This is a genomic window from Pseudomonas sp. 2822-17 (assembly GCF_002742485.1).
Lineage (GTDB): Bacteria > Pseudomonadota > Gammaproteobacteria > Pseudomonadales > Pseudomonadaceae > Aquipseudomonas > Aquipseudomonas cyclaminis.
Genome location: NZ_LJRZ01000926.1, coordinates 122,284 through 145,011 on the forward strand (window position 1 = coordinate 122,284; position 22,728 = coordinate 145,011).

General features: G+C 60.3%; 21 protein-coding genes. 11 read left to right on the forward strand and 10 right to left on the reverse strand.

What is annotated here, in order from left to right:
- Positions 1-51: 51 nt before the first annotated feature.
- Complete coding sequence (gene dusA / locus AOA60_RS30375; protein ID WP_099587409.1) at positions 52-1,071, forward strand: tRNA dihydrouridine(20/20a) synthase DusA; 1,020 nt, start codon at positions 52-54, stop codon at positions 1,069-1,071.
- Between the two features lie 286 nt (positions 1,072-1,357).
- On the forward strand, positions 1,358-2,284 hold the full coding sequence (tal, locus tag AOA60_RS30380; protein ID WP_099587410.1) for a transaldolase: 927 nt from the start codon (positions 1,358-1,360) through the stop codon (positions 2,282-2,284).
- A 192-nt stretch (positions 2,285-2,476) separates the two neighbouring features.
- On the opposite strand, the gene rssC is transcribed toward tal, so the two are convergent.
- On the reverse strand, positions 2,477-2,959 hold the full coding sequence (gene rssC, locus AOA60_RS30385; RefSeq protein ID WP_003172602.1) for an anti-sigma factor antagonist RssC: 483 nt from the start codon (positions 2,957-2,959) through the stop codon (positions 2,477-2,479).
- Positions 2,959-4,140, reverse strand: coding sequence for a two-component system response regulator RssB (rssB, locus tag AOA60_RS30390; RefSeq protein ID WP_099587411.1), 1,182 nt, complete (start codon positions 4,138-4,140; stop codon positions 2,959-2,961). The genes rssC and rssB overlap by 1 nt, the downstream gene beginning before the upstream one ends.
- 277 nt (positions 4,141-4,417) lie before the next feature.
- Between rssB and AOA60_RS30395 the strand changes: the two genes are divergently transcribed.
- A complete protein-coding gene (locus AOA60_RS30395) occupies positions 4,418-4,714 on the forward strand; it encodes a PilZ domain-containing protein (RefSeq protein WP_099587412.1) in 297 nt (98 codons plus the stop codon).
- Positions 4,715-4,777: 63 nt separating this feature from the next.
- Here AOA60_RS30395 and AOA60_RS30400 read toward each other — a convergent pair whose 3' ends face one another.
- Complete coding sequence (locus AOA60_RS30400) at positions 4,778-5,467, reverse strand: VacJ family lipoprotein (protein WP_099587413.1); 690 nt, start codon at positions 5,465-5,467, stop codon at positions 4,778-4,780.
- A 195-nt stretch (positions 5,468-5,662) separates the two neighbouring features.
- Here AOA60_RS30400 and AOA60_RS30405 point away from each other — a divergent pair, with 195 nt between their 5' ends.
- Both AOA60_RS30405 and AOA60_RS30410 read left to right on the forward strand, forming a co-directional pair.
- Positions 5,663-6,271, forward strand: coding sequence for a phosphatase (locus AOA60_RS30405; RefSeq protein WP_099587414.1), 609 nt, complete (start codon positions 5,663-5,665; stop codon positions 6,269-6,271).
- A 110-nt stretch (positions 6,272-6,381) separates the two neighbouring features.
- A complete protein-coding gene (locus AOA60_RS30410; protein ID WP_099587415.1) occupies positions 6,382-6,648 on the forward strand; it encodes a DUF4404 family protein in 267 nt (88 codons plus the stop codon).
- Between the two features lie 59 nt (positions 6,649-6,707).
- Here AOA60_RS30410 and queF read toward each other — a convergent pair whose 3' ends face one another.
- Together queF and AOA60_RS30420 are read right to left on the reverse strand one after the other, a co-directional pair.
- Positions 6,708-7,538, reverse strand: coding sequence for an NADPH-dependent 7-cyano-7-deazaguanine reductase QueF (gene queF / locus AOA60_RS30415; protein ID WP_099587416.1), 831 nt, complete (start codon positions 7,536-7,538; stop codon positions 6,708-6,710).
- Positions 7,539-7,663: 125 nt separating this feature from the next.
- Positions 7,664-8,176, reverse strand: a complete 513-nt coding sequence (locus AOA60_RS30420) for a plastocyanin/azurin family copper-binding protein (RefSeq protein WP_099587417.1) — start codon at positions 8,174-8,176, stop codon at positions 7,664-7,666.
- Positions 8,177-8,332: 156 nt separating this feature from the next.
- On the opposite strand from AOA60_RS30420, the gene AOA60_RS30425 reads away from it, so the two are divergent.
- Together AOA60_RS30425 and AOA60_RS30430 are read left to right on the forward strand one after the other, a co-directional pair.
- The gene (locus tag AOA60_RS30425; protein WP_099587418.1) at positions 8,333-9,013 is read left to right on the forward strand and encodes a heavy metal response regulator transcription factor; all 681 of its coding nucleotides are present in this window, start codon (positions 8,333-8,335) and stop codon (positions 9,011-9,013) included.
- Positions 9,010-10,365 (forward strand): heavy metal sensor histidine kinase, encoded by a 1,356-nt coding sequence (locus AOA60_RS30430; protein WP_099587570.1) that lies wholly within the window; start codon positions 9,010-9,012, stop codon positions 10,363-10,365. The genes AOA60_RS30425 and AOA60_RS30430 overlap by 4 nt, the downstream gene beginning before the upstream one ends.
- A gap of 53 nt (positions 10,366-10,418) precedes the next feature.
- Here AOA60_RS30430 and AOA60_RS30435 read toward each other — a convergent pair whose 3' ends face one another.
- Genes AOA60_RS30435 through AOA60_RS30445 form a run of 3 tightly spaced genes read right to left on the reverse strand, consistent with a single transcriptional unit; the run spans position 10,419 to position 13,665 of the window.
- Positions 10,419-11,663, reverse strand: a complete 1,245-nt coding sequence (locus AOA60_RS30435; protein WP_099587419.1) for a lipoprotein-releasing ABC transporter permease subunit — start codon at positions 11,661-11,663, stop codon at positions 10,419-10,421.
- A 60-nt stretch (positions 11,664-11,723) separates the two neighbouring features.
- Positions 11,724-12,407: a lipoprotein-releasing ABC transporter ATP-binding protein LolD gene (gene lolD, locus AOA60_RS30440; protein ID WP_024074097.1), complete on the reverse strand. Its 684-nt coding sequence runs from the start codon at positions 12,405-12,407 to the stop codon at positions 11,724-11,726.
- A gap of 7 nt (positions 12,408-12,414) precedes the next feature.
- Positions 12,415-13,665, reverse strand: a complete 1,251-nt coding sequence (locus tag AOA60_RS30445; protein WP_099587420.1) for a lipoprotein-releasing ABC transporter permease subunit — start codon at positions 13,663-13,665, stop codon at positions 12,415-12,417.
- 94 nt (positions 13,666-13,759) lie between these two features.
- Between AOA60_RS30445 and AOA60_RS30450 the strand changes: the two genes are divergently transcribed.
- Positions 13,760-14,338 (forward strand): PilZ domain-containing protein, encoded by a 579-nt coding sequence (locus AOA60_RS30450; RefSeq protein ID WP_099587421.1) that lies wholly within the window; start codon positions 13,760-13,762, stop codon positions 14,336-14,338.
- 44 nt (positions 14,339-14,382) lie between these two features.
- The gene (locus AOA60_RS30455) at positions 14,383-15,105 is read left to right on the forward strand and encodes a glycerophosphodiester phosphodiesterase family protein (RefSeq protein WP_099587422.1); all 723 of its coding nucleotides are present in this window, start codon (positions 14,383-14,385) and stop codon (positions 15,103-15,105) included.
- A gap of 42 nt (positions 15,106-15,147) precedes the next feature.
- Here AOA60_RS30455 and sthA read toward each other — a convergent pair whose 3' ends face one another.
- Positions 15,148-16,542: a Si-specific NAD(P)(+) transhydrogenase gene (gene sthA / locus AOA60_RS30460; RefSeq protein WP_003189670.1), complete on the reverse strand. Its 1,395-nt coding sequence runs from the start codon at positions 16,540-16,542 to the stop codon at positions 15,148-15,150.
- 214 nt (positions 16,543-16,756) lie between these two features.
- On the opposite strand from sthA, the gene AOA60_RS30465 reads away from it, so the two are divergent.
- Entirely contained in the window at positions 16,757-17,290 is a 534-nt protein-coding gene (locus AOA60_RS30465) for a chalcone isomerase family protein (protein WP_099587423.1), read from the forward strand.
- Between the two features lie 174 nt (positions 17,291-17,464).
- On the opposite strand, the gene AOA60_RS30470 is transcribed toward AOA60_RS30465, so the two are convergent.
- Entirely contained in the window at positions 17,465-18,928 is a 1,464-nt protein-coding gene (locus tag AOA60_RS30470) for a glyceraldehyde-3-phosphate dehydrogenase (RefSeq protein WP_099587424.1), read from the reverse strand.
- Between the two features lie 340 nt (positions 18,929-19,268).
- Between AOA60_RS30470 and mfd the strand changes: the two genes are divergently transcribed.
- Entirely contained in the window at positions 19,269-22,718 is a 3,450-nt protein-coding gene (gene mfd / locus AOA60_RS30475; RefSeq protein ID WP_099587425.1) for a transcription-repair coupling factor, read from the forward strand.
- Positions 22,719-22,728 lie beyond the last annotated feature (10 nt).

Genomic DNA, 22,728 nt, shown 5'->3' on the forward strand with positions numbered 1-22,728 from the left:
TAGAAAACAAGGAAAAACGGGTAAAAACCGCTGTATAAAAGATCAGTATTAATGAATTCCGAAAAAGCCGTACCACCAGTAAACGCTAGCCATTCCCGCTCAGAGCCGTCACGTCGATTTAGTGTGGCTCCGATGATGGATTGGACGGACCGCCACTGCCGGTTCTTCCTCCGCCTACTCTCCAAGCACGCCCTGCTCTACACCGAGATGGTCACCACCGGCGCGATCCTCCACGGCGACCACGACCGCTTCCTGCGCCACAACGAAGCCGAGCACCCGCTGGCGCTTCAGCTAGGCGGCAGTGTCCCGGCTGATCTTGCCGCCTGCGCCCGCATGGCCGAAGCCGCTGGTTACGACGAAGTGAACCTGAACGTCGGCTGCCCAAGCGACCGCGTTCAGAACAACATGATCGGCGCGATCCTGATGGCTCACCCTGCTCTGGTGGCCGATTGTGTGAAGGCGATGCGTGACGCGGTGTCGATTCCGGTGACGGTGAAGCACCGTATCGGGATCAACGGGCGGGACAGTTATGCCGAGCTGTGTGATTTCGTCGGGACGGTGAAGGATGCGGGTTGCACCAGTTTCACGGTGCATGCGCGGATTGCAATTCTGGAAGGGTTGTCGCCGAAGGAGAATCGGGACATTCCGCCGTTGCGCTATGACGTGGCGGCGCAGTTGAAGCAGGACTTCCCGGAGTTGGAGATTGTGCTCAACGGGGGCATCAAGACGTTGGAGCAGTGCCATGAGCATTTGCAGACGTTTGATGGGGTGATGCTGGGCCGGGAGGCTTATCACAACCCGTATCTGCTGGCGGAGGTGGATCAGCAGTTGTTTGGCAGTGAGGCGCCGGTGATCAGCCGGGCTGAGGCGCTGGCGCAATTGAGGCCTTATATTGCTGAGCATTTGGCCGGTGGCGGGACGATGCATCATATTACGCGGCATGTGCTGGGGCTCGGTACCGGGTTCCCTGGGGCGCGCAAGTTCAGGCAGTTGTTGTCGGTGGATATTCATAAGGCTGCGGATCCGTTGGCCTTGCTGGATCAGGCTGGGGCTTTGTTGGAAGGGCGTTGATTGGTTGGCTTGCAGCGGGTCAGTGGGTATGGACCGACTGATACAGTGCTATCAGGGACAAGCCCCCTTCCACATTTTTAACAGTGTGCATCACGGGACCGCGTTGCCCACATGGCAGTTGGGTTGAACCTGCGGTCAGTTTTGCCCTCCTATTGAGCAGTATGGCCGAGCATTCAACCGGCTGTTTTCAGGTTGTTGCCCTCGCAAACGATCGAACGCATTTGCGCCCTTGAGCACCTGTCGGCGCTCGGGTAATGTCATCAGACCCATAGGACAGAGCACGCCCATGACTTCCAAGCTGGAACAACTCAAGCAATTCACCACTGTCGTAGCCGATACCGGCGATTTTTCTACCCTCGCCAAGCTCAAGCCGCAGGATGCGACTACCAACCCTTCCCTTCTGCTCAAGGCTGCGTCGATTCCGGGCTATGCCAAGCTGCTCGATGAGTGTGTGCAAGATTGCAACGGTGATGTGGGCCTGGCCAGTGACCGTTTCGCAGTGGCGGTAGGTCAAGAGATTCTGAAAGTGGTTCCGGGCCGTATTTCCACTGAGGTGGATGCGCGCTTGTCCTTCGACGAAGGCGCGATTCTCAAGCGTGCGCACCGTCTGATCGACCTGTACGACAAAGCCGGCGTTGGCCGTGACCGCGTGCTGATCAAGATCGCTTCCACCTGGGAAGGCATCCGCGCGGCGGAGAAGCTGGAAAAAGAAGGCATCCAGACCAACCTGACGCTGCTGTTCTCCTTTGCCCAGGCCGTGGCGTGTGCCGAGGCTGGGGTATTCCTGATTTCGCCGTTCGTGGGCCGTATTTACGATTGGTACAAGAAGGCCAATGGCAACGACTACACCGGTTCCGATGATCCGGGCGTGCAGTCGGTGACGCGCATCTACAACTACTACAAGGCCAATGGCTACAAGACCGTGGTGATGGGTGCGAGCTTCCGTAATCTGAGCCAGATTGAAGAGCTGGCCGGGTGTGACCGCCTGACCATCAGCCCGGACCTGCTGGAAAAGCTGGCGGCGGATGAAGGCAAGCTGGAACGCAAGTTGTCGCCAGGGCATGCCGGTGAAGCGCGGGTGCATATGACTGAAGCGCAGTTCCGCTGGGAATCCAACGAGGATGCGATGGCGACTGAGAAGCTGGCGGAGGGGATTCGTCAGTTCGCGCGGGACCAGGAGAAGCTGGAGGCGTTGTTGTCGGCCAAGCTGTAAAGGCGGATAGCGGCAAAAAGGGCGGTACCTTTGGGGGTACCGCCCTTTTTTTGTGCGCCAGTCTCAAGCCAGTCGCAAACTAAATGTGGGAGGGGGCTCGCGATAGCAGGGGGTCAGTCAACTTATTTGTAACTGACACTCCGCCATCGGGGGCAAGCCCCCTGTCACTGTTTGATAGCGTTTGAATTGGGATCAGTGACGTTCCAGGGCATTCACAAGGTCGTGGAACGCTTCGCGATTGGACTCGTTGAGGCCCATCAGGATTTTGTGCGCTTCCAGCACCTTCACCCGCACGACTTCCTCGGACTGGTCCTGGGAAGGCAGGTCGGTCAGGCATTCCGGGCACGGGATCGGGCGATCAACGATGTTGAACACCTGGTCGAAGCCCATGGATTGCAGCAGCCGGGTGATGTCTTCGTGGGTGGTGACGACCGTCGGCAAGAGGCCGACCTTCTGCCGAGACAGAATGGACAACTTGGCCAGCAGGCCAAGGGTGGTGCTGTCGATGCTGCGGGTTTCGGTCAGATCGATCACGATCGCCGAGAAATTCAGCGCAGTGAAGATCCGCTCAATCGTCGCATCCAGCGCCGAACACAAGGTCAGGCGCACTTCACCGACAAATTTCAGGACGAAGGTCCCGTCTTGCTCAGCGAATTGGATTCTTCCGGTACTCATCAAAGATTCCTGCTCAACACCAATAGGGCGATATCATCCGGCATCTCCCCTAGCGTGGCCAATCCAAAAACCTGCCGCAGGCCATCCAGGCTGCCGCCCGCTGCCTTGACCCGTTGGGGCAAGGCGGCTTCTTTCTCTTTGAGTGTAGGCTCTGGAAGAAGGTCCAGGATGCCGTCGGACATCAGCGTCAGGCTGAAGGTCGGCGGCAGTTCCAGGATGTGGTCTTCGTAGGTGGCTTCATTGAACAAGCCGACGGGCAGACCACGCCCTTCCAGGTAACGCACACTGTCGGGAGTGTATAAAACAGGCATCGGCAGGTGACCGCCAATACTGTAGGTCAAAAGACCGGTTTCTTCATCGATAACGCCGCCGACCATCGTCACGTGCTTGCCCAGCTTGCAGCTGATCAGGCCTCGGTTGATGTGGCCCAGCACCTCGGACGGGGTGAACTCCGGCAAGGTGCCATTGCGCTTGGATTCAAACAACAGCCGCGTGGTCATGAACTTCAACAACACGGTGACAAAAGCAGAAGACGCGCCGTGGCCCGAAACGTCGGCCAGGTAAAACGCCACACGTCGCTCATCCACACGGAAATAGTCGACAAAATCACCCGACAGGTACAGCGAGGGGATGATCTGGTGCGCAAACTTGAACTCGTCGATGGTCCAGGGGCTGACCGGCAGCATGTTCATCTGCACCTGGCGACCGGCGTTCTGGTCTTCCTGGAGCAGGTTGAGGCTGGCTTCGAGTTCGCGGTTGGCGGTTTCGAGCTTTTCGCGGTAACGCTGGTTCTCGACCAGCAAACGTGCACGATCCAACGCGCGGCGCACCGAGTGCTCCAGCACCGCCAGGTCTTCCAGGGGTTTGATCAGGTAGTCGGCCGCCCCCAGGCGCAAAGCCTCGACAGCATCGTTCATCACGCCGGCGCCGGACACGACAATCACCGGCGTCTGCGGGGCAATCTCGGTCACCTGGCGAATCAGCTCCAAGCCGCCCATCTGGGGCATGCGCAGATCGCAGATCACGAGGTCGGGCTGGTCGCGCTCGAATACCTGGAGACCCTGTTGGCCATTGCTGGCCTGCAGGACGCTGAAGCCACTGTCTTCCAAATAGGCCGCGAGGCTCGCGCGCACTACTTCGTCGTCATCGATTATCAGCAGCGTGGCACTGGTTTTTTGCATGTGGGCAAACGGCGCCAGAAGTAGGTTGGCGTAGGCGACTCGGCAATGGCCGGGATCACGCTACTGGATTCGCTTTCTAGCCTCTCTGTCCTACAAAGCATAGGCGTATTGCCCACGCACAACTGTAAAGCAGAGGTGCCCTTCTAAGGCGCAGACGGTACTCCCATCCGCCAGGTGTTTCAAGCTCATGCCGATGGTCGCCGGGCGTCTTTACATCGCAAATCACCGGGAGTTATAAGAACAGCCACGACCACAACACAAAGTAAGGATGGAACTCATGAGCGAACGCGAGCGCGACTACGCCGAGAAACGCGATTTCATCCGCATGCGAGTGGATGCCGAGGTGTCTTTAATCCACGCCGGGCAGGAGATTGCCGGGGTTTGCGTGGACCTTTCCAGCTCTGGGATGCAGGTGCAGGCACCCCGCCAGTTCATCGTGGGCGATAAACTGACCGTACGCATCGATTCGGAGCATGCAGCCCTTGCCGGCCTGGAAGCAGATACCCAAGTGGTATGGGCCAAGAACGAGGGCCAAAACCAGCACCTAGGCCTCAAGATCCTGAAAATGCGCTGAAACCCGCGCATAAAAAAGGCGACCGCCAAGCGTCGCCTTTTTTTCATTTCAAAACATCACGGCTTAGAAGTCGTCGACGACCTTGCCATCCTTGACCTTGAACTCGCGGTTCTGCAGGTAGGCGTTACGGATGAAGGTGTACTTGTCGCCGGTGATCAGCTTCTCACTGTCGAGCAAGCTGGCACGGGTATCGACAATGTTCAGGCCCATGGTGCTGTTGCGCCAGCCGATATCGTTCATGTAGCGATACGGTTGAGTGTAGCTGTCGACGTATTTGGACGGTGCATCACGCAGTGTGCTCGGGCCCAGCAAAGGCAGCATCACGTAGGGACCGCTGCCCACGCCCCAGTAACCCAGGGTCTGACCGAAGTCTTCATCGCTGCGTTGCAGCCCCATTTTGGTGCCGACATCAATGAAGCCGAGCACGCCGAAGGTGGTGTTGACCAGCAAACGCGCCGTATCAACGCCTGCGTTATGCGGCTTGAGTTGCAGCACATTGTTGGCCAGGTTGCCGACATCGCCGATATTGCGGAAGAAGTTGTGGATACCGTCTTCGACAAATTGCGGCGTGATCCACTCATACCCCTGGGCCAAAGGCTTGAGGGCATAGGTATCAACGGTGTCGTTGAAGGTAAAGATCGGGCGGTTGACGCTTTCCCATGGATCATCTTCCGTCGCAGCCTGGGCAGCGAACGGGGCCAGCATGACGGTGGCACACACCGACAGCTGAGCGAAGTAATGGCTCCAGCGCATAGCTTTTGCTCCTTGAATGGTCTGTCATGGGCGCTATGCCCTGAATGAGGCCGTCAGTATATGACGGAAGCGTCCATTTAGGCAGTCGTCAGGAAACGACACACAGAAAATGGACAAAATTCCTACAATTAACCTCCCTGTCATCGGCTTGTCATCCGACCCCGATAGCGTCACAGCTATTTCAGGGATGTCGACATGCCTCACGCCGAGATAGCCATCGCCAGCGCACCCGCCTTGACTGCTGTTCTGTTTGGCCTGAGTGGTTGCCTGGTGGACTTTGGTTCCCAGGCGCGTACCGATTCACCCTCCCAGGACTCCCAAGCCACGCCCGGCGCCCTGAAAATCCTGCGCAGCCTCAAGGAGCAAGGTGTCCCCTGCGCCTGGCTGGATGAGCTGCCGCCTTCGGTGACCACACCATTGGCCGCCGTATTACCTGGTTGGCTCAAGGCCGCCTCTCCCTCTTCCATCCGCTGGCCCGCGCCCCATGCCTGTTGGGAAGCCTTGATGGAACTGAACATTCAACGCCTTGAAGGCTGCGTACTGGTCAGTGGCGAACCGCGATTGCTGCAATCGGGGCTCAACGCCGGGCTGTGGACCATCGGCCTCGCCTCCTGCGGCTCGCTATGCGGACTGCCACCCGCGCAATGGCAAGCGCTGAGCGACAAGGAACGGGAACACAAGCGTGGTAAAGCCACCGTGGCGCTGTATGGGCTGGGCGTACATTCGGTGATCGACCACCTCGGCGAACTCGGCACCTGCCTGGCGGACATCAGCCTGCGCCAGCTCAAAGGCGAAAAGCCCTGATCGAGATCATGCACAGTCGGCGCCGGTGGATTAATCTGCAGGTCAGCCCATAGACCTTTCTCGGCGTGCCGCGGTCTATGCCAGTGCCTATCGATAAAAGGAAGAACGTCATGCCTGATCGCGAGAAATTACAACAGCAGGCCGATATTGTGCGTGAGCAACTGGAGAACCATCCCGAGTTGCCCCCCGAGAAACGTCAAGCATTGGAAGAGCTGATCGCCAAGTTCAACGTACAGCTGGAGATGGAACCTGCCACTCAAACACCCAGCATTTCCGACGATGTGAATAAAGCGGCCATAGAGTTCGATGAGGAGCACCCGGTGATTTCCGGGACGCTGCGCAATATCATGATCACCTTGGGCAATATGGGCATCTAACCCGAACCCAAGCCAAGGACAACACTAAAATGTGGGAGGGGGCACCCTCCCACATTTACTTACTGACGAGCCAGGCGCACATTCTGGAACGGCACATCCTCCGTACTGCGATACGGGTTGATATCCAACCCGCCGCGTCGCACATACCGCGCATACACCGTCAATTTCTCCGGCTTCAGCAGGCGCTGCAAGTCCAGGAAGATGCGCTCCACACACTGCTCATGGAAGTCCGAGTGCTGGCGAAAGCTCACGATATACTCCAGCAGGCTGGCATGATCCAGCGCGTGACCACGGTACTCCACGACCACGCTACCCCAGTCCGGCTGGCTGGTGACCGGGCAGTTGGACTTGAGCAGATGACTGTGCACGCTCTCCTCGACGATCCGCGAGTCATCGCAACGCAGCAGTTCCGGCCGCGGGTGCTCGTAGTTGCTGACACTGATGTCGAGGTCGTCAATGCACACACCCGGCAACGCCATCACCCCTTCGGCCTCGATCTCGGCCAGACGGCGGATGCGCACGGTCACCGGCTTGCCGGCGGCGGCGCTCAGGTCGGCGCACAGTGTGGCTTCCAGGCTTTGGGTATCGGCAAAGGCCGTCTGGTTCAGCGAGTTGAGGTACAGCTTGAAGGACTTGGATTCGATGATATTCGGCGAGTCTGCCGGGATACTGAATTCACCGATGGCCACCACCGGCTTGCCCGACGGCAATAACCAGGACAGTTCAAAGCAGTTCCAGAAGTCCACGCCCTTGTAAGGCAGGGTCGCGGCACTCAGGCCCAGCTCGGCCCACTTGGCGGCGCGCGGAATCGGGAACAGCAATGAAGGCGTGTAGGTGCTGATGTATTCACTGGACTTGCCCAGCGGCGAATGTTCGGCTGCGGGATGCATGGCGGAAACCTGGCTAAATAAACCGCGCCAGTCTACCAGCCTTTGCGCTGCCTCAAAAACCGCACCACTACCCACACCCTCCGTAGATACCGCCTTGAAGCTCGCCGGGCAACTGCACGTTGCGGTCATTCGACGTTAAGCTTTCCGACCATGCCAGCCTGGTAATGCCCGGGCAGGTTGCAGGCGAACTCCAGGCCGGTGGCCTTGCTGAACGTCCAGGTCAGCTCAGCGGTTTTACCGGGCTCCACCAACACGCTGTTCGGGTCATCGTGCTTCATCGCACCATGGCCCATGGCACTGTGGTCCATCTTGCCCATGCCGGTGGACGTGAGCATGCCGCTGGCCTGCATCTGCAACATTTCTTTCTGATGCGCCGCATGCATCGCCGCGTCGCCGAGGTTGAACTCATGCAGCAACTGGCCTTTGTTGACCAATACGAAGCGCACCGTCTCACCGGCTTTTACATCCAGGGACTTGGGCGCAAAGGCAATGTCCTGCAGCGTCACTTCCACGGTGCGCGTGGCCTTGTCAGCCGCAGCGGGTTGACCAAACGCGTAGGTATGGGCGGCATCCGCCATCGCATTGAAACTCAACGCCAACAGGCAACCCGCCAACAACAGGGGTGTACGCAACGTCATCTTTGTTCTCCAAAAATATAAAACCAGCCTGCGCGGCACTTTAAGATTACGCCGCTGCCAGCCAGCTGACTGCTAGATTACAACTTTGTCAGGTTGCGCCCTTGCCCTCGCCTCCACGGTATAAAGCCCCTCGTCACCCGCTGCCAAGAGTTGCCCATGAAACTGCTGATCGTCGAAGACCAACCGAAAACCGGCCATTACCTGCGCCAGGGCTTGGCCGAGGCGGGATTTACCACCGAACTGGTGGCCGACGGCACCAGCGGCCAGCACCTCGCGCTGACTGGCGACTACGACCTGCTGATCCTCGATGTGATGCTGCCTGGCCGCGATGGTTGGCAGATCCTGCAAGCCGTGCGCAGCGCGGGCCTGGATATCCCGGTGCTGTTCCTCACCGCCCGCGACGCGGTAGAAGACCGCGTGCATGGCCTTGAGCTGGGCGCCGATGATTACCTGGTCAAGCCGTTTGCCTTCTCCGAACTGCTCGCGCGGGTGCGCAGCCTGTTGCGGCGCGGCAGCAGCGCACCGCAGGAAACCGCCCTGCAACTGGCCGACCTGCGTCTGGACCTGATTCGACGCCGGGTCGAGCGGGACGGCCAACGCATCGACCTGACCGCCAAGGAGTTCGCCCTGCTGGAACTGCTGCTGCGCCGCCAGGGCGAAGTGCTGCCCAAGTCGCTGATCGCCTCCCAGGTGTGGGACATGAACTTCGACAGCGACACCAACATCATCGAAGTGGCGATCCGCCGCCTGCGCCTCAAGGTCGATGACAGCTTCCCGACTAAACTGATCCACACCGTGCGCGGCATGGGCTATGTGCTGGAGGAACGTTGCAATTGATCAAGCACCTGTCCCTCGCCAGCCGCCTGGCGCTGTTGTTTGCCGCCTGCACGGCGGTGGTCTCGCTGATTGCAGGGGTGCTGTTCAATCAAGCCAGTGAGGCGCACTTTATCGAGTTGGACCAGCAGCAACTCGACAGCAAACTGGTGGCGTTGCGCAGCACTTTGCAGGGCGTAGACTCGCTGCAAGGTTTCAGCCAACGTGAGGCGCAACTGCGCGCTGAGCTCAACCGACAGCCCGACCTTGCACTGCGCATTACCTACGCCGGCCAGCGCTGGCTGGACGATGCGCCGAGCGTCACCCTGCCCTCCGCGCCTGGCCTGCATAACCTGCAAAACGCCGGCACCGACTACCGCGTCTACAACGCGCCCCTCAACGCTGGCCAAGCCGACTCACCGCAACTGAGCCTGATGCTCGACATCACTCACCATCAACATTTCTTGCAACGCATGCAGCATTTGATCTGGCTCACGGTCGGACTCTGCGCCCTGGCCACCGCGCTCCTCGGCGCCTGGGCTGCACGCAGCGGGTTACGGCCGTTGCGGCGCATGGGTGAAGTGGCCGCCAGTGTGTCGGCCCACTCCCTCACCCAACGCCTGCCTCAGCAGCATATGCCGGTGGAACTGGCTGAGCTGGCCCAGGCCTTCAACGCCATGCTGGGACGACTGGACGATGCGTTCCAGCGCCTGTCGGCGTTCTCTGCCGATATCGCCCACGAACTGCGCACGCCGCTGTCGAACCTGCTGACCCAGACCCAGGTCATCCTCACCCAGCCGCGGCCGCTGGAGGACTACCGCGAGGCGCTGCACAGCAACCTCGAAGAGCTGCAATGGATGGCGCAACTGGTCAACGACATGCTGTACCTGGCCAAGGCGGATCATGGTTTGTTGGTGCCCAAGCGCGAACCTTTGGCACTGGCTGATGAAGTGGAGGCGTTGTTGGAGTTTTTTGCGTTGCTGGCGGAGGACGCGCAGGTCTCGCTGGTGCGCGAAGGCACTGCCCATACAGCGGGAGATCGCGGCATGTTGCGCCGGGCCTTGTCGAACTTGCTGGATAACGCGCTGCGGTTTACCCCGGCAGGCGGCGAGGTGCGTGTGCGCATGAGCGAAGATGAACGGGGTGCGAAACTGACCGTGGAGAATACCGGCGCAGGCATCCCGGCGAATGTGCTGCCGAGGCTGTTTGATCGGTTCTACCGGGCCGATCCGGCACGGCATGAAGGCAGCAGCGAGCACGCGGGGCTGGGGCTGGCGATTACCCAGTCGATTGTGCGGGCGCATGGGGGGAGGATTTTTTGTGAGTCCGAGGCGGGGGTTACTCGGTTTGTGATTGAGTTGCCCAACCAGGATTGATGCAAGCTGGGCGGGCGCTATCGGGGGCAAGCCCCCGATAGCGGTCTAAAACACTAGGAGTATCTCAAGGCATGCGCCGGCTCAATCTTCGCCGCCCGATACGCCGGATACAACGTCGCCAAAAAGCTCAACACAAAGCCCGCCGTGCAGATCAGCAGCACATCCCCACCCTGCAGCTCCGAAGGCAGGTTGCTGACGAAATACACATCCGAACTGAAGATATGCTGCCCGCTCACCCGCTCGACCCAGCCCACCAGTTCGCTCACGTTCAGCGCTGCAATCACGCCCAACACGCCGCCGATCAAGGTGCCGACAATGCCAATCACAGTGCCCTGCACCATGAAGATCGCCATGATCTGCCGGGGCGTGGCGCCGATGGTGCGCAGTATCGCGATGTCCGCGCCTTTGTCGTTTACCACCATGATCAACGTAGCGATGATGTTGAACGCCGCCACGGCAACGATCATCAGCAACAACAGGCCGATCATGGTCTTTTCCATCTTCATCGCGCTGAACAGGCTGCCTTGGGTGTGGGTCCAGTCATCCGCCTTGTAGGCCGCGCCGAGGCCGGTGGCAATGTCCGTCGACACCTTGGGCGCCGCGTACAAATCCTTCACGGCCAGACGCACGCTCTGCACCTGGTTCGGCTGCCAATGCTGGATTTCCGCCGCGTCAGCCATGTGGATCAACGCCATGGAGCCATCCAGCTCGGCGCCGACCTTGAAGATCCCGACCACGTTCAAGCGCTGCATACGCGGGGTGATACCCCCTGGCGCGGTACTGATTTCCGGCACGATCAGGGTGAGCTTGTCGCCCACATTCAAGCGAAAACGCCGTGCAGTGATTTCGCCGACCACCACGCCGAACTCGCCGGGCTTCAGGTCTTCGAGTTTGCCCTGCACGATGTGCTGGGCCACGATCGACACCTTGCCTTCCTGGGCCGGGTCAACGCCGCTGATCTCGATCGGCTGCATGGCGCCCTTGTAGGAGAACATGCCGTCCATCTGCGTGAATGGCACCGCAGCGGTGACTTGTGGATTCTTCATCGCGGCGGCGGCCACCGGCTGCCAATCATCAATCGGGTTCACACCGACGATAGTGGCGTGGGGCACCATGCCGAGGATGCGCGAGCTCATTTCGCGCTGGAAGCCGTTCATCACCGACAGCACCACGATCATCGCCAACACGCCCAGGGCGAGGCCGATCATCGAGGTCATCGAGATAAATGAAACAAAACGATTGCGGCGCTTGGCGCGGGTATAGCGCGTGCCGATGAAAATCGATAACGGTCTGAACATTCGCGGGCACCGCCTGAAAAATTGAAAAAGCCCGACGCCAGGCGTCGGACTTGAAACGGGTCAGATGGCGACCAGATGACCTTCCTGCAGGTGCAGCACGCGGTCCATCTGGCGGGCCATGCTCATGTCATGGGTCACCACCAGGAACGCGGTGCGCATCTGGGTGCTCAGTTCCAGCATCAAGTCCTTGATGCCTTGGGCGGTGTGGGAGTCGAGGTTGCCGGTGGGCTCGTCGAGCATTACCAGGCCTGGGTTGTTCACCAGGGCGCGGGCAATTGCCACACGCTGGCGCTCGCCGCCGGACAGCTCGGCCGGCTTGTGCTCCAGGCGATGGCCGAGGCCGACGCGCTCCAGCAGCGCCTTGGCACGCTGACGGGCTTCCGGGATCGCAGTCTTGCCGATCAGCAGCGGCATGCACACGTTTTCCAGGGCGGTGAATTCCGGCAGCAGGTGGTGGAACTGATACACAAAACCCAACGAACGATTGCGCAGTTGGCCTCGGGCCTTTTCATTCAACGCCGACAACTCTTCGCCGGCCAGCCACACGCTGCCCTGGGACGGCGTATCAAGGCCGCCCAACAGGTTCAGCAAGGTACTTTTGCCGGAGCCGGAACTGCCGACGATCGCCACGCGTTCGCCCGGATGCAGTTCCAGTTGCAGGTTGGACAGCACCACCACCGACTCCGGGCCTTCCTCGTAGGATTTGCCCAGGTTGCGGCAGCTCAGGATTGCTTTTTCACTCATGCCCGATTCACTCATAACGTAAGGCCTGTGCTGGCTGGGTACGTGCCGCGCGCCAGGCTGGATACAGGGTGGCAAGGAAACTCAGGACCAACGCAGCGCCGCCCACCATCAACACGTCCTGGGCCTGAACCTGGGACGGCAAGTAGTCGATGAAGTAGACGTCGGCGTTGAGGAACTTGTGGCCGATCACTTTCTCTAGCAACGCGATGGCGGCGCTGACGTTCAGCGCGGCCAGAATGCCCACCGCGGTGCCGATCAAAGTGCCGACCACGCCGATCACGGTGCCTTGCACCATAAAGATCGCCATGATCTGCCCCGGCGTGGCGCCAAGGGTACGCAGGATGGCGATATCGCCTTTCTTGTCGTTCACCACCATCACCAGCGTGGAGATGATATTGAACGCGGCGACAGCGACGATCAGCAGCAGCAGTAGGCCGATCATGGCTTTTTCCATGCGGATGGCCTGGTACAGGTTGCCGTGGGTACGGGTCCAGTCACGGGCGTAATACTGGGTTTCACCCAAGTGCTGGGCAATGTCCCAGGCGCCGCGCGGGGCGTCGAACAGGTCGCTGAACTTCAGGCGCAGGCCCTGCACCTGGTCCGGCTGCCAGCGCTGCAGGCGGGCCAGGTCGGTGAGGTTGGTCAGGCCGAGGTAGCCGTCGATTTCGCCAGCGCCCACATGGAAGGTACCGATCACGGTAAAGCGCTTCATGCGCGGGAACATGCCGGCCGGGGTCACGGTGACTTCCGGCGCGACGAAGGTCAGCTTGTCGCCAAGGCCCACGCCGAGCTTGGCCGCCGCCTTGTCGCCGATCACGATGCCGAAGCTGCCGGGGGCCAGGTCGTCGAGTTTGCCCTGCAACATGAACTTGTCGATGATCGACACGTTACGTTCCTGGGCCGGGTCGATGCCATTGAGCAGGATCTTCTGCACCTTGCCATCATGGGTCAGCAGCCCCTGCATCTGGGTAAACGGCGCAACGGCGACGACCTTGGGGTTCTGCTTGACCTTGGCGGCCAGGCTTTGCCAGTCGTTAATCGGCTCACCGGACTCGATGGTCGCGTGGGGCACCATGCCCAGCACGCGGGTGCGCATCTCATGATCGAAGCCGTTCATCACCGACAGCACCACAATCATCACGACCACGCCCAAGGCGAGCCCGATCATCGAGGTCAAGGAAATGAACGACACAAAATGATTGCGGCGCTTTGCACGGGTATAACGCGTGCCAATAAATACGAAGAGAGGTCTGAACATGTCGGGGCTTGTTCGGAGGAAAAGAAGACGTCCCGGTGGCGGGGTCTGGTAAGCAGCTTTACACTCTGACCATTACCGTTACCTGGGGTTCGCCATGTCGACATTAGATGAAGAAGAGCGCCGCGAATACTACCGTATCGACGACATGATCGCACTCCAAATCAAAAGCCTGTCGGCCCCCGAAGCGGCGAGCAAGGAAGTGTTGCTGGATGATTCACCGCTGTTCAACCTGCTCAGTGAGCTGCACCTGAGCGAGTTCGAAGCCCAGCACCTGCTGCGCCAACTGAGCGAAAAGGACCGCACCCTCGCCGCCTTCCTGCGTGTGCAGAACAAACGCGTGGACCTGCTCAGCCAGATCATGGCGCGCGGCCTGCTGGACGAGGTGGGCGCACCGCAGCCGGTGATCATCTCCGAAGGCGGCATCGACTTCCAGCACCCTGCCCCCCTGGCCACCGGCGTCCATCTGGCGGTCAAGCTGGTACTGATGCCCCAGGCGCTCGGCCTGCTGCTGCGGGCGCGGGTCACCCATTGCGATCCCAAGGGCGATGGCTTTGACGTAGGCACGGAATTCGAGTCCATGACCGATGCCCAGCGCCAATTGCTGGCCCGCTACATCCTGCAGAAACAGGCCCAGGAACGCCGCCTGGCGCGGGAACAAAGCGACGATCTCTGAATTCGTATTCACTCCGCCAGCCAGCCTGGCGCATAGGAGCAACTGTGACCCTGATTTACGGCCACCGCGGTGCCAAAGGCGAAGCACCGGAAAACACCCTGACCAGCTTCCAGGAGTGCCTCAAGCACGGCGTACGCCGCTGCGAACTGGATCTGCACCTGTCCATGGACGGCGAGCTGATGGTCATCCACGACCCGACCCTCAAGCGCACCACCGACCGGCGCGGCAAGGTCGTCGAGTATTCGGCGGCAGACCTGGTGAAGATGGACGCCCGCAAAGGCGGCCCAGGCTGGGTCAAACCCTGCCCGATCCCACGTCTGGAAGAGCTGTTCGAACAATGCGACTTCGATCACTGGCAACTGGAAGTCAAAAGCGCCTCGCGCACCCGCGCCGCAACTACGGTGCTGGCAATCCGCGAGATGGCGGTACGTTTCGGCTTGATGGACAAGGTCACCGTGACCTCAAGCTCGCGGGAAGTGTTGAAAGCGGCGGTTGATCTCACCCCGGACCTGTCACGTGGACTGGTGGCCGAATACGCCTGGCTCGACCCGCTGAAGGTCGCGCAGAACTATGGCTGTGAGTATCTGGCGTTGAACTGGACGCTGTGCACCCCTGAACGTCTGGAGAAAGCCCAGCGCCAGGGTCTGCATGTGTCGGTGTGGACGGTCAACGAACCTGCGCTGATGCGCAGGCTCGCCGACTTCGGCGTAGATAGCCTGATTACAGACTTTCCCGGTTTGGCCACTGCCACTCTCGGGAATTACTGAAATCGGTCTCCCCGGCCGGCTCAGGCCACCGGCCGGAGCCGCTCAAAAAAGCCGATTGAGGCCATCGTAGGCCGCTACCCGATAGGCTTCAGCCATGGTCGGGTAGTTGAACGTGGTGTTCACAAAATACTTGAGGGTATTTTGCTCGCCCGGCTGGTTCATGATGGCCTGGCCGATGTGCACGATCTCCGAAGCCTGGTAGCCGAAGCAATGCACGCCGAGCACTTCCAGGGTCTCGCGATGGAACAGGATCTTCAGCATGCCCTGGGGCTCGCCGGCGATCTGCGCACGCGCCATGCTCTTGAAGAACGCCTTGCCCACTTCGTAAGGCACCTTGGCCTTGGTCAGCTCGTGCTCGTTCTTGCCGATCGAGCTGATCTCGGGAATCGTGTAGATCCCGGTCGGTACGTCGTTCACGTAGCGCCAGCTGCCATTGTCGACAATGCTGCCAGCGGCCGAACGGCCCTGGTCATGTGCCGCACTGGCCAGGCTTGGCCAGCCGATCACGTCACCAGCGCCGTAAATGTTCGGCACGCAGGTGCGGTAGTTCTCATCCACTTCGATCTGGCCACGACTGTTGACCTTGACCCCGATGTTTTCCATGCCAAGCTTGTCGGTGTTGCCGGTACGACCGTTGCACCACAGCAAAGCGTCGGCCTTGATCTTCTTGCCGGATTTGAGATGCAGAATCACGCCGTTATCCAGGCCTTCGACCCGCTCGTACTCTTCGTTGTGGCGCACGGTGATGTTGTTGTTGCTGAAGTGGTAGCTCAACGCCTGGGAAATTTCCGAGTCGAGGAAGCTCAGCAACTGATCGCGGTTATCCACCAGCTCCACCAATACACCCAGGCCGCTGAAGATCGAGGCGTATTCACAGCCAATCACGCCGGCGCCGTAGATGATCAGTTTGCGCGGGGTGTGGCCCAGGCTCAGGATGGTGTCGCTATCGTAGATACGCGGGTGGTGGAAATCGATGTCCGCCGGACGATACGGACGCGACCCGGTGGCAATGATGATGTGCTTGGCCACCAGCTTCTCGACCACACCGTTGGCGCAGACCACTTCGACGGTTTGCTCGTCGGCAAAACTGCCGGTGCCGAAGAACAGGTCGACGCGGTTACGGGCGTAGTAGCCGGTACGCGAAGCCACTTGTTTGGAGATGACTTTCTCGGCGCTCTTGAGCACGTCCGGGAACGAGAACCAGCGCGGCTCACCAATGGCCCGGAACATCGGGTTGGTGTTGAACTGCATGATCTGGCGGACCGAGTGACGCAAGGCCTTGGACGGGATGGTACCCAGGTGGGTGCAGTTACCGCCGACCTGGCGACGGCTATCGACCATCGCCACCTTGCGCCCTGCCTTCGCGGCGTTCATCGCCGCACCTTCTCCAGCCGGGCCGGAACCCAGTACCACCACGTCGTAGTTGTAGACAGCCATGCGTACTCCTCAGAACAGGCCAGGCGTACGGTTGGACGCCTGGCTAAATCATGCCGCGGCCAGCGGTCATGAAGGACAATTTGGCTCAAGTGTGTGAACCGGGGCACAGTCTATATAAGGGTCAACGCCGCGCACATTAACCCTTGGTCGCGTCGTAGGCCAGTCTTGCCATACTACATGACGCAAATCAGCGCCAATTTCAGGATGAGCCATTATGCGACAACTCTTTATCTGTTTGATGCTGATGATGTCGATCACGGCTCACGCCAATGACGCCGACCGACTCAAGCAGGCTGATTTCCCCGCACAGTTCGAGGGCTTGGCCCGCAAAAACCAGGCGGTGCTCACCTACCTGTGGGCCGATGTGTACGCTGCCGCGTTGTATGCCTCTGCGGATGTGAGCGCCAGACAGGCCTGGTCACAACAACAGGACCTGCGCCTTGTGCTGTATTACTTTCGCGACATCGACCGCAACGATGTGATAAAGGCCGCCACCGCGACGTTGGAGCGCCAGCAAGCCAGTGCTCGTTTGAAGCCTGAGCTGGATCAACTGCATGCGCGCTTTCGCAATATCCGCAGCGGGGATCGTTACGCCCTGGATTTTCGGTCGGGGCGCGGTTTGAACTTGGAGATCAATGGCCAGGTGGTGTTCAGCAGTCGAGATACTGAATTGGCGAAAGCCTATATGGGTATCTGGCTCGCGCCGAAGGGGTTGTCGGACAGTTTGCGCGGGCAGTTGCTCAATTGATGCGTCGGCTGAACGACCGCTATCGGGGGCAAGCCCCCTCCCACATTTGAATATATTCACAAATCAAACTGTGGGAGGGGGCTTGCCCCCGATGAGGCCCTCACAGGCAGCCCGAAACCCACAGCCATAAAAAAGCCCCGAACCAGTCGGGGCTTTTTCATCTACTGCTGATGCTTAGCGCGGAAACGCAGGCGGGTTGACCCCGGCCATGTCTTCCATCACACGAACCACCTGGCAGCTGTAGCCGAACTCGTTGTCGTACCACACGTACAGCACAACACGGTTGTCCTGGCTGATGGTCGCTTCGGCATCCACCACACCGGCGTGGCGCGAACCGACGAAGTCGGTGGATACCACTTCCTGGGAATTGACGAAGTCGATTTGCTTATGCAGATCGGAGTGCAGCGCCATGTAGCGCAGGTACTCGTTCATCTCTTCACGGCTGGCGGCAGTCTCAAGGTTCAGGTTGAGAATGGCCATCGACACGTTTGGCGTAGGAACGCGGATCGCGTTACCGGTCAACTTGCCGGCCAGCTCAGGCAGCGCCTTGGCAGCAGCGGTAGCAGCACCGGTCTCGGTGATAACCATGTTCAGCGCGGCGCTACGGCCACGACGATCGCCTTTGTGGAAGTTGTCGATCAGGTTCTGGTCGTTAGTGTACGAGTGAACGGTTTCGACGTGACCGTTGACGATGCCGAACTTGTCGTTCACAGCCTTGAGCACCGGCACGATGGCGTTGGTGGTGCAGGAAGCGGCGGAGACGATTTTGTCGTCAGCGGTGATTTCACCGTGGTTGATGCCGTGCACGATGTTCTTCAGCTTGCCCTTGCCAGGCGCGGTCAGAACAACGCGATCAACACCAGGGCAAGCCAGGTGCTGGCCCAGGCCTTCGGCATCACGCCATACGCCGGTGTTGTCCACCAGCAGGGCGTCCTTGATGCCGTACTGGGTGTAATCCACCTCGGACGGGTTCTTCGCGTAGATCACCTGGATCAGGTTACCGTTGGCGGTGATGGTGTTGTTTTCTTCGTCAATGACGATGGTGCCGTTGAACGGACCGTGTACCGAGTCGCGGCGCAGCAGGCTGGCGCGTTTGGTCAGGTCGTTGTCGGCGCCTTTGCGCACAACAATGGCACGCAGGCGCAGGCCGTCGCCGCCACCGGTTTTTTCGATCAGGATACGCGCCAGCAGGCGGCCGATACGACCGAAGCCGTACAACACAACGTCAGTGCCTTTGCGGGCTGCTGCGTTTTGCTGGCCAACCACATCGGCCATTTCTTCACGCACGAACTGCTCGGCGGTGCGGCCGGCGCCTTCCTTGCGGAATTTGTACGCCAACTTGCCCAGGTCTACCGAGGCCGCGCCGAGCTTGAGCTCGCTCATGGCCTTGAGCAGTGGGAATGTTTCGTGGACGGAGAGTTCGCTGTCGTCGGCAGAGCGATGGCGCGCAAAGCGGTGCGCCTTGAGAATCGCGATGACGGACTGGTTGATCAGGCTGCGGCCATAGATCGAGCTCACCACATTGTTATTGCGGTACAGCTGACCGATAAGCGGGATCATCGCTTCTGCGAGTGCTTCACGGTCGATCCATTCACCAAGACACTGGTCGGGCTTCTGAGTCACGGGAACCTTCCACATGTAGGGGCTGAAAAAAGGGGCTACATTATGCCGCCCGACCGCCCTCGTCGCAATGCGCGCCAGCCAACAAAAAGTCCTTGCTAAAAAATACCGCCCCGCTGCAGCCCAGTAAATACGCGGGTTCCAGAAGGCCACTAGTTGGACGAGTCGTCCGACTTGTCCGTAACCCTCCTAAACATTCGCGCTTTTTGGCACTACATATTGAGTCAAAACACACCATTGTTTGTCTTAGCCACTACATTTCCTACAAACCGTAATAGGCACAGTCAGCAACTGACAGGCGGCACCTTGGCCCGTTACAATTACCGACTTTGTCGCAACGCTTGGAGCTCAACCTTCCGTGCCCGTTCTGCGTCTACCGCTACTCCCTGCCGCGGCAGGTAAACAGCACTGGGGCAATCTGCCCGGTGCCGCCCTGAGCCTGGCCATTGCCGAGGCTGCCAGCGCAGCCAAGCGCTTTACCCTGCTGCTCACCGCCGACAGCCAAAGTGCCGAACGGTTGGAGCAGGAGCTGAGCTTCTTCGCCCCCGATTTGCCGGTGCTGCATTTTCCCGACTGGGAAACCCTGCCCTATGACCTGTTCTCACCGCACCAGGACATCATCTCCCAGCGCATCGCCAGCCTGTACCGTCTGCCGGAACTGGCCCACGGCGTGCTGGTGGTGCCGATTACCACGGCGCTGCATCGCCTGGCCCCGACCAAGTTCCTGCTGGGCAGCAGCCTGGTGCTGGATATCGGCCAGAAGCTCGACGTGGAACAGATGCGCACGCGCCTCGAAGCCAGCGGCTACCGCTGCGTGGACACGGTGTACGAGCACGGTGAGTTCGCGGTGCGCGGTGCGCTGATCGACCTGTTCCCGATGGGCAGCAAGTTGCCGTACCGCATCGACCTGTTCGATGACGAAATCGAGACCCTGCGCACCTTCGATCCGGAAAACCAACGCTCCATCGACAAGGTCGACTCGGTCAAGCTGCTGCCCGCACGGGAATTCCCGCTGCAAAAGGACGCGGTCACCCGCTTCAAGGCGCGCTTTCGTGAACGCTTCGATGTCGACTTCCGTCGCTGCCCGATCTTCCAGGACTTGAGCAGCGGGATTACCCCGGCCGGTATCGAGTACTACCTGCCGTTGTTCTTCGACGAAACCTCGACCCTGTTCGATTACCTGCCCCAGGACACCCAAGTGTTCTCGCTGCCGGGCATCGAGCAAGCCGCGGAAAACTTCTGGAACGACGTGCGCAACCGTTACGAAGAGCGCCGCGTCGACCCGTCCCGTCCACTATTGCCGCCGGCCGAGCTGTTCCTGCCGGTGGAAGACTGCTTCGCCCGCCTGAAAAATTGGCCGCGCGTGGTGGCCAGCCAGCAGGATGTGGAAGCCGGAAGCGGCCGTGAGCGCTTCCCGGCGGCAACGCTGCCGGACTTGGCGATTCAAGCCAAAGCCACGCAGCCCCTGGAGGCTTTGTCCAACTTCATCAGTGACTTCCCCGGCCGCGTGCTGTTTACCGCCGAGTCCGCCGGCCGCCGTGAAGTGTTGCTGGAGTTGTTGGAGCGCCTGAAGCTGCGGCCAAAAACCGTCGACAGCTGGCCGGATTTTGTAAAAGGCAAAGAGCGCCTGGCGATCACCATCGCCCCGCTCGACGAAGGCCTGCTGCTGGATGACCCGGCCCTGGCGTTGATTGCCGAGAGCCCACTGTTCGGCCAGCGCGTGATGCAGCGTCGCCGTCGCGAAAAACGTGCCGACGCCAACAACGACGCAGTCATCAAAAACCTCACCGAACTGCGCGAAGGCGCACCGGTGGTGCACATCGACCACGGCGTGGGTCGCTACCTCGGCTTGCAGACCCTGGAGATCGATAACCAGGCCGCCGAATTCCTCACCATGGAATACGCCGAGGGCGCCAAGCTCTACGTGCCGGTCGCCAGCCTGCACCTGATTGCCCGCTACACCGGCAGCGACGACGCCCTGGCGCCGTTGCACCGCCTGGGCTCCGAGACCTGGCAGAAGGCCAAGCGCAAGGCTGCCGAGCAGGTTCGCGATGTTGCCGCCGAGCTGCTCGACATCTATGCCCGCCGCGCCGCCCGCGAAGGCTATGCCTTCGCCGACCCGAAAGCCGACTACGCCACCTTCAGCGCCGGCTTCGCGTTCGAAGAAACCCCGGACCAGCAAACCACCATCGAAGCCGTGCGCGCCGACATGCTCGCGCCCAAGCCGATGGACCGCCTGGTGTGTGGCGACGTGGGTTTCGGCAAGACCGAAGTGGCCATGCGCGCCGCCTTTATCGCCGTACACGGTGGCCGCCAGGTCGCGATCCTGGTGCCGACCACCCTGCTCGCCCAGCAGCACTACAACAGCTTCCGCGACCGCTTTGCCGACTGGCCGGTGACCGTGGAAGTGATGAGCCGCTTCAAGTCGGCCAAGGAAGTGAACGCTGCCGTCGCCGATTTGGCCGAAGGCAAGATCGACATCGTGATCGGCACGCACAAGCTGCTGTCGGACGACGTAAAGATCAAGAACCTGGGCCTGGTGATCATCGACGAAGAACACCGCTTCGGCGTGCGCCAGAAAGAGCAGCTCAAAGCCCTGCGCAGTGAAGTCGATATTCTTACGCTCACAGCAACGCCGATCCCACGCACGCTGAACATGGCGGTGTCGGGCATGCGCGACCTGTCGATCATCGCCACGCCGCCGGCGCGCCGCCTCTCGGTGCGCACCTTCGTCATGGAGCAGAACAAAAGCACGGTAAAAGAAGCCCTGCTGCGGGAATTGCTGCGCGGCGGCCAGGTGTATTACCTGCACAACGACGTGAAAACCATCGAGAAATGCGCCGCCGACCTCGCCGAACTGGTGCCGGAAGCGCGGATCGCCATCGGCCACGGGCAGATGCGCGAACGTGAACTCGAACAGGTGATGAGCGACTTCTATCACAAGCGCTTCAACGTGTTGATCGCCTCGACCATCATCGAGACCGGTATCGACGTGCCGAGCGCCAATACCATCATCATCGAGCGCGCCGATAAATTCGGCCTGGCGCAGTTGCACCAACTGCGTGGCCGCGTCGGTCGCAGTCACCACCAGGCCTACGCCTACCTGCTGACGCCGCCGCGCCAACAGATCACGTCCGACGCCGAAAAGCGCCTGGAAGCGATCGCCAACACCCAGGACCTCGGCGCCGGTTTTGTACTGGCCACCAACGACCTGGAAATCCGTGGCGCCGGCGAACTGCTGGGCGACGGCCAGAGCGGGCAGATCCAGGCAGTGGGTTTCACCCTCTATATGGAGATGCTCGAACGTGCGGTGAAAGCCATCCGCAAGGGCGAGCAACCGAACCTTGACCAACCCTTGGGCGGCGGTCCGGAAATCAACCTGCGCTTGCCGGCGTTGATTCCCGAAGACTACCTGCCGGACGTGCACGCACGGCTGATCCTGTACAAGCGCATCGCTTCGGCCACCGACGAAGAAGGCCTCAAGGACTTGCAGGTTGAGATGATCGACCGCTTCGGCCTGCTGCCGGAACCGACCAAGAACCTGGTGCGCCTGACCCTGCTTAAATTGCAGGCCGAGCAGCTCGGTATAAAGAAAGTCGACGCTGGGCCGCAGGGCGGGCGTATTGAGTTCGAAGCGCAGACGCCGGTAGACCCGTTGGTGCTGATCAAGCTGATCCAGGGCCAGCCCAACCGCTACAAGTTCGAAGGGGCTACGCTGTTCAAGTTCATGGTGCCGATGGAACGTGCCGAAGAACGCTTTAATACCCTGGAGGCGCTGTTTGAGCGCCTCATCCCGAAATCCGTTTGAAGGACGCCCC

Coding starts and splice junctions, on each gene's coding strand:
- sthA (WP_003189670.1), bottom strand. CDS start 16,542: ATGGCTGTCTACAACTACGACGTGGTGGTACTGGGTTCCGGCCCGGCT.
- AOA60_RS30410 (WP_099587415.1), top strand. CDS start 6,382: ATGCCTGATCGCGAGAAATTACAACAGCAGGCCGATATTGTGCGTGAG.
- rssB (WP_099587411.1), bottom strand. CDS start 4,140: ATGCAAAAAACCAGTGCCACGCTGCTGATAATCGATGACGACGAAGTA.
- tal (WP_099587410.1), top strand. CDS start 1,358: ATGACTTCCAAGCTGGAACAACTCAAGCAATTCACCACTGTCGTAGCC.
- AOA60_RS30450 (WP_099587421.1), top strand. CDS start 13,760: ATGTCGACATTAGATGAAGAAGAGCGCCGCGAATACTACCGTATCGAC.
- queF (WP_099587416.1), bottom strand. CDS start 7,538: ATGCATCCCGCAGCCGAACATTCGCCGCTGGGCAAGTCCAGTGAATAC.
- AOA60_RS30400 (WP_099587413.1), bottom strand. CDS start 5,467: ATGCGCTGGAGCCATTACTTCGCTCAGCTGTCGGTGTGTGCCACCGTC.
- dusA (WP_099587409.1), top strand. CDS start 52: ATGAATTCCGAAAAAGCCGTACCACCAGTAAACGCTAGCCATTCCCGC.
- AOA60_RS30420 (WP_099587417.1), bottom strand. CDS start 8,176: ATGACGTTGCGTACACCCCTGTTGTTGGCGGGTTGCCTGTTGGCGTTG.
- AOA60_RS30425 (WP_099587418.1), top strand. CDS start 8,333: ATGAAACTGCTGATCGTCGAAGACCAACCGAAAACCGGCCATTACCTG.
- AOA60_RS30405 (WP_099587414.1), top strand. CDS start 5,663: ATGCCTCACGCCGAGATAGCCATCGCCAGCGCACCCGCCTTGACTGCT.
- AOA60_RS30445 (WP_099587420.1), bottom strand. CDS start 13,665: ATGTTCAGACCTCTCTTCGTATTTATTGGCACGCGTTATACCCGTGCA.
- AOA60_RS30395 (WP_099587412.1), top strand. CDS start 4,418: ATGAGCGAACGCGAGCGCGACTACGCCGAGAAACGCGATTTCATCCGC.
- AOA60_RS30465 (WP_099587423.1), top strand. CDS start 16,757: ATGCGACAACTCTTTATCTGTTTGATGCTGATGATGTCGATCACGGCT.
- AOA60_RS30470 (WP_099587424.1), bottom strand. CDS start 18,928: ATGTGGAAGGTTCCCGTGACTCAGAAGCCCGACCAGTGTCTTGGTGAA.
- AOA60_RS30435 (WP_099587419.1), bottom strand. CDS start 11,663: ATGTTCAGACCGTTATCGATTTTCATCGGCACGCGCTATACCCGCGCC.
- lolD (WP_024074097.1), bottom strand. CDS start 12,407: ATGAGTGAAAAAGCAATCCTGAGCTGCCGCAACCTGGGCAAATCCTAC.
- rssC (WP_003172602.1), bottom strand. CDS start 2,959: ATGAGTACCGGAAGAATCCAATTCGCTGAGCAAGACGGGACCTTCGTC.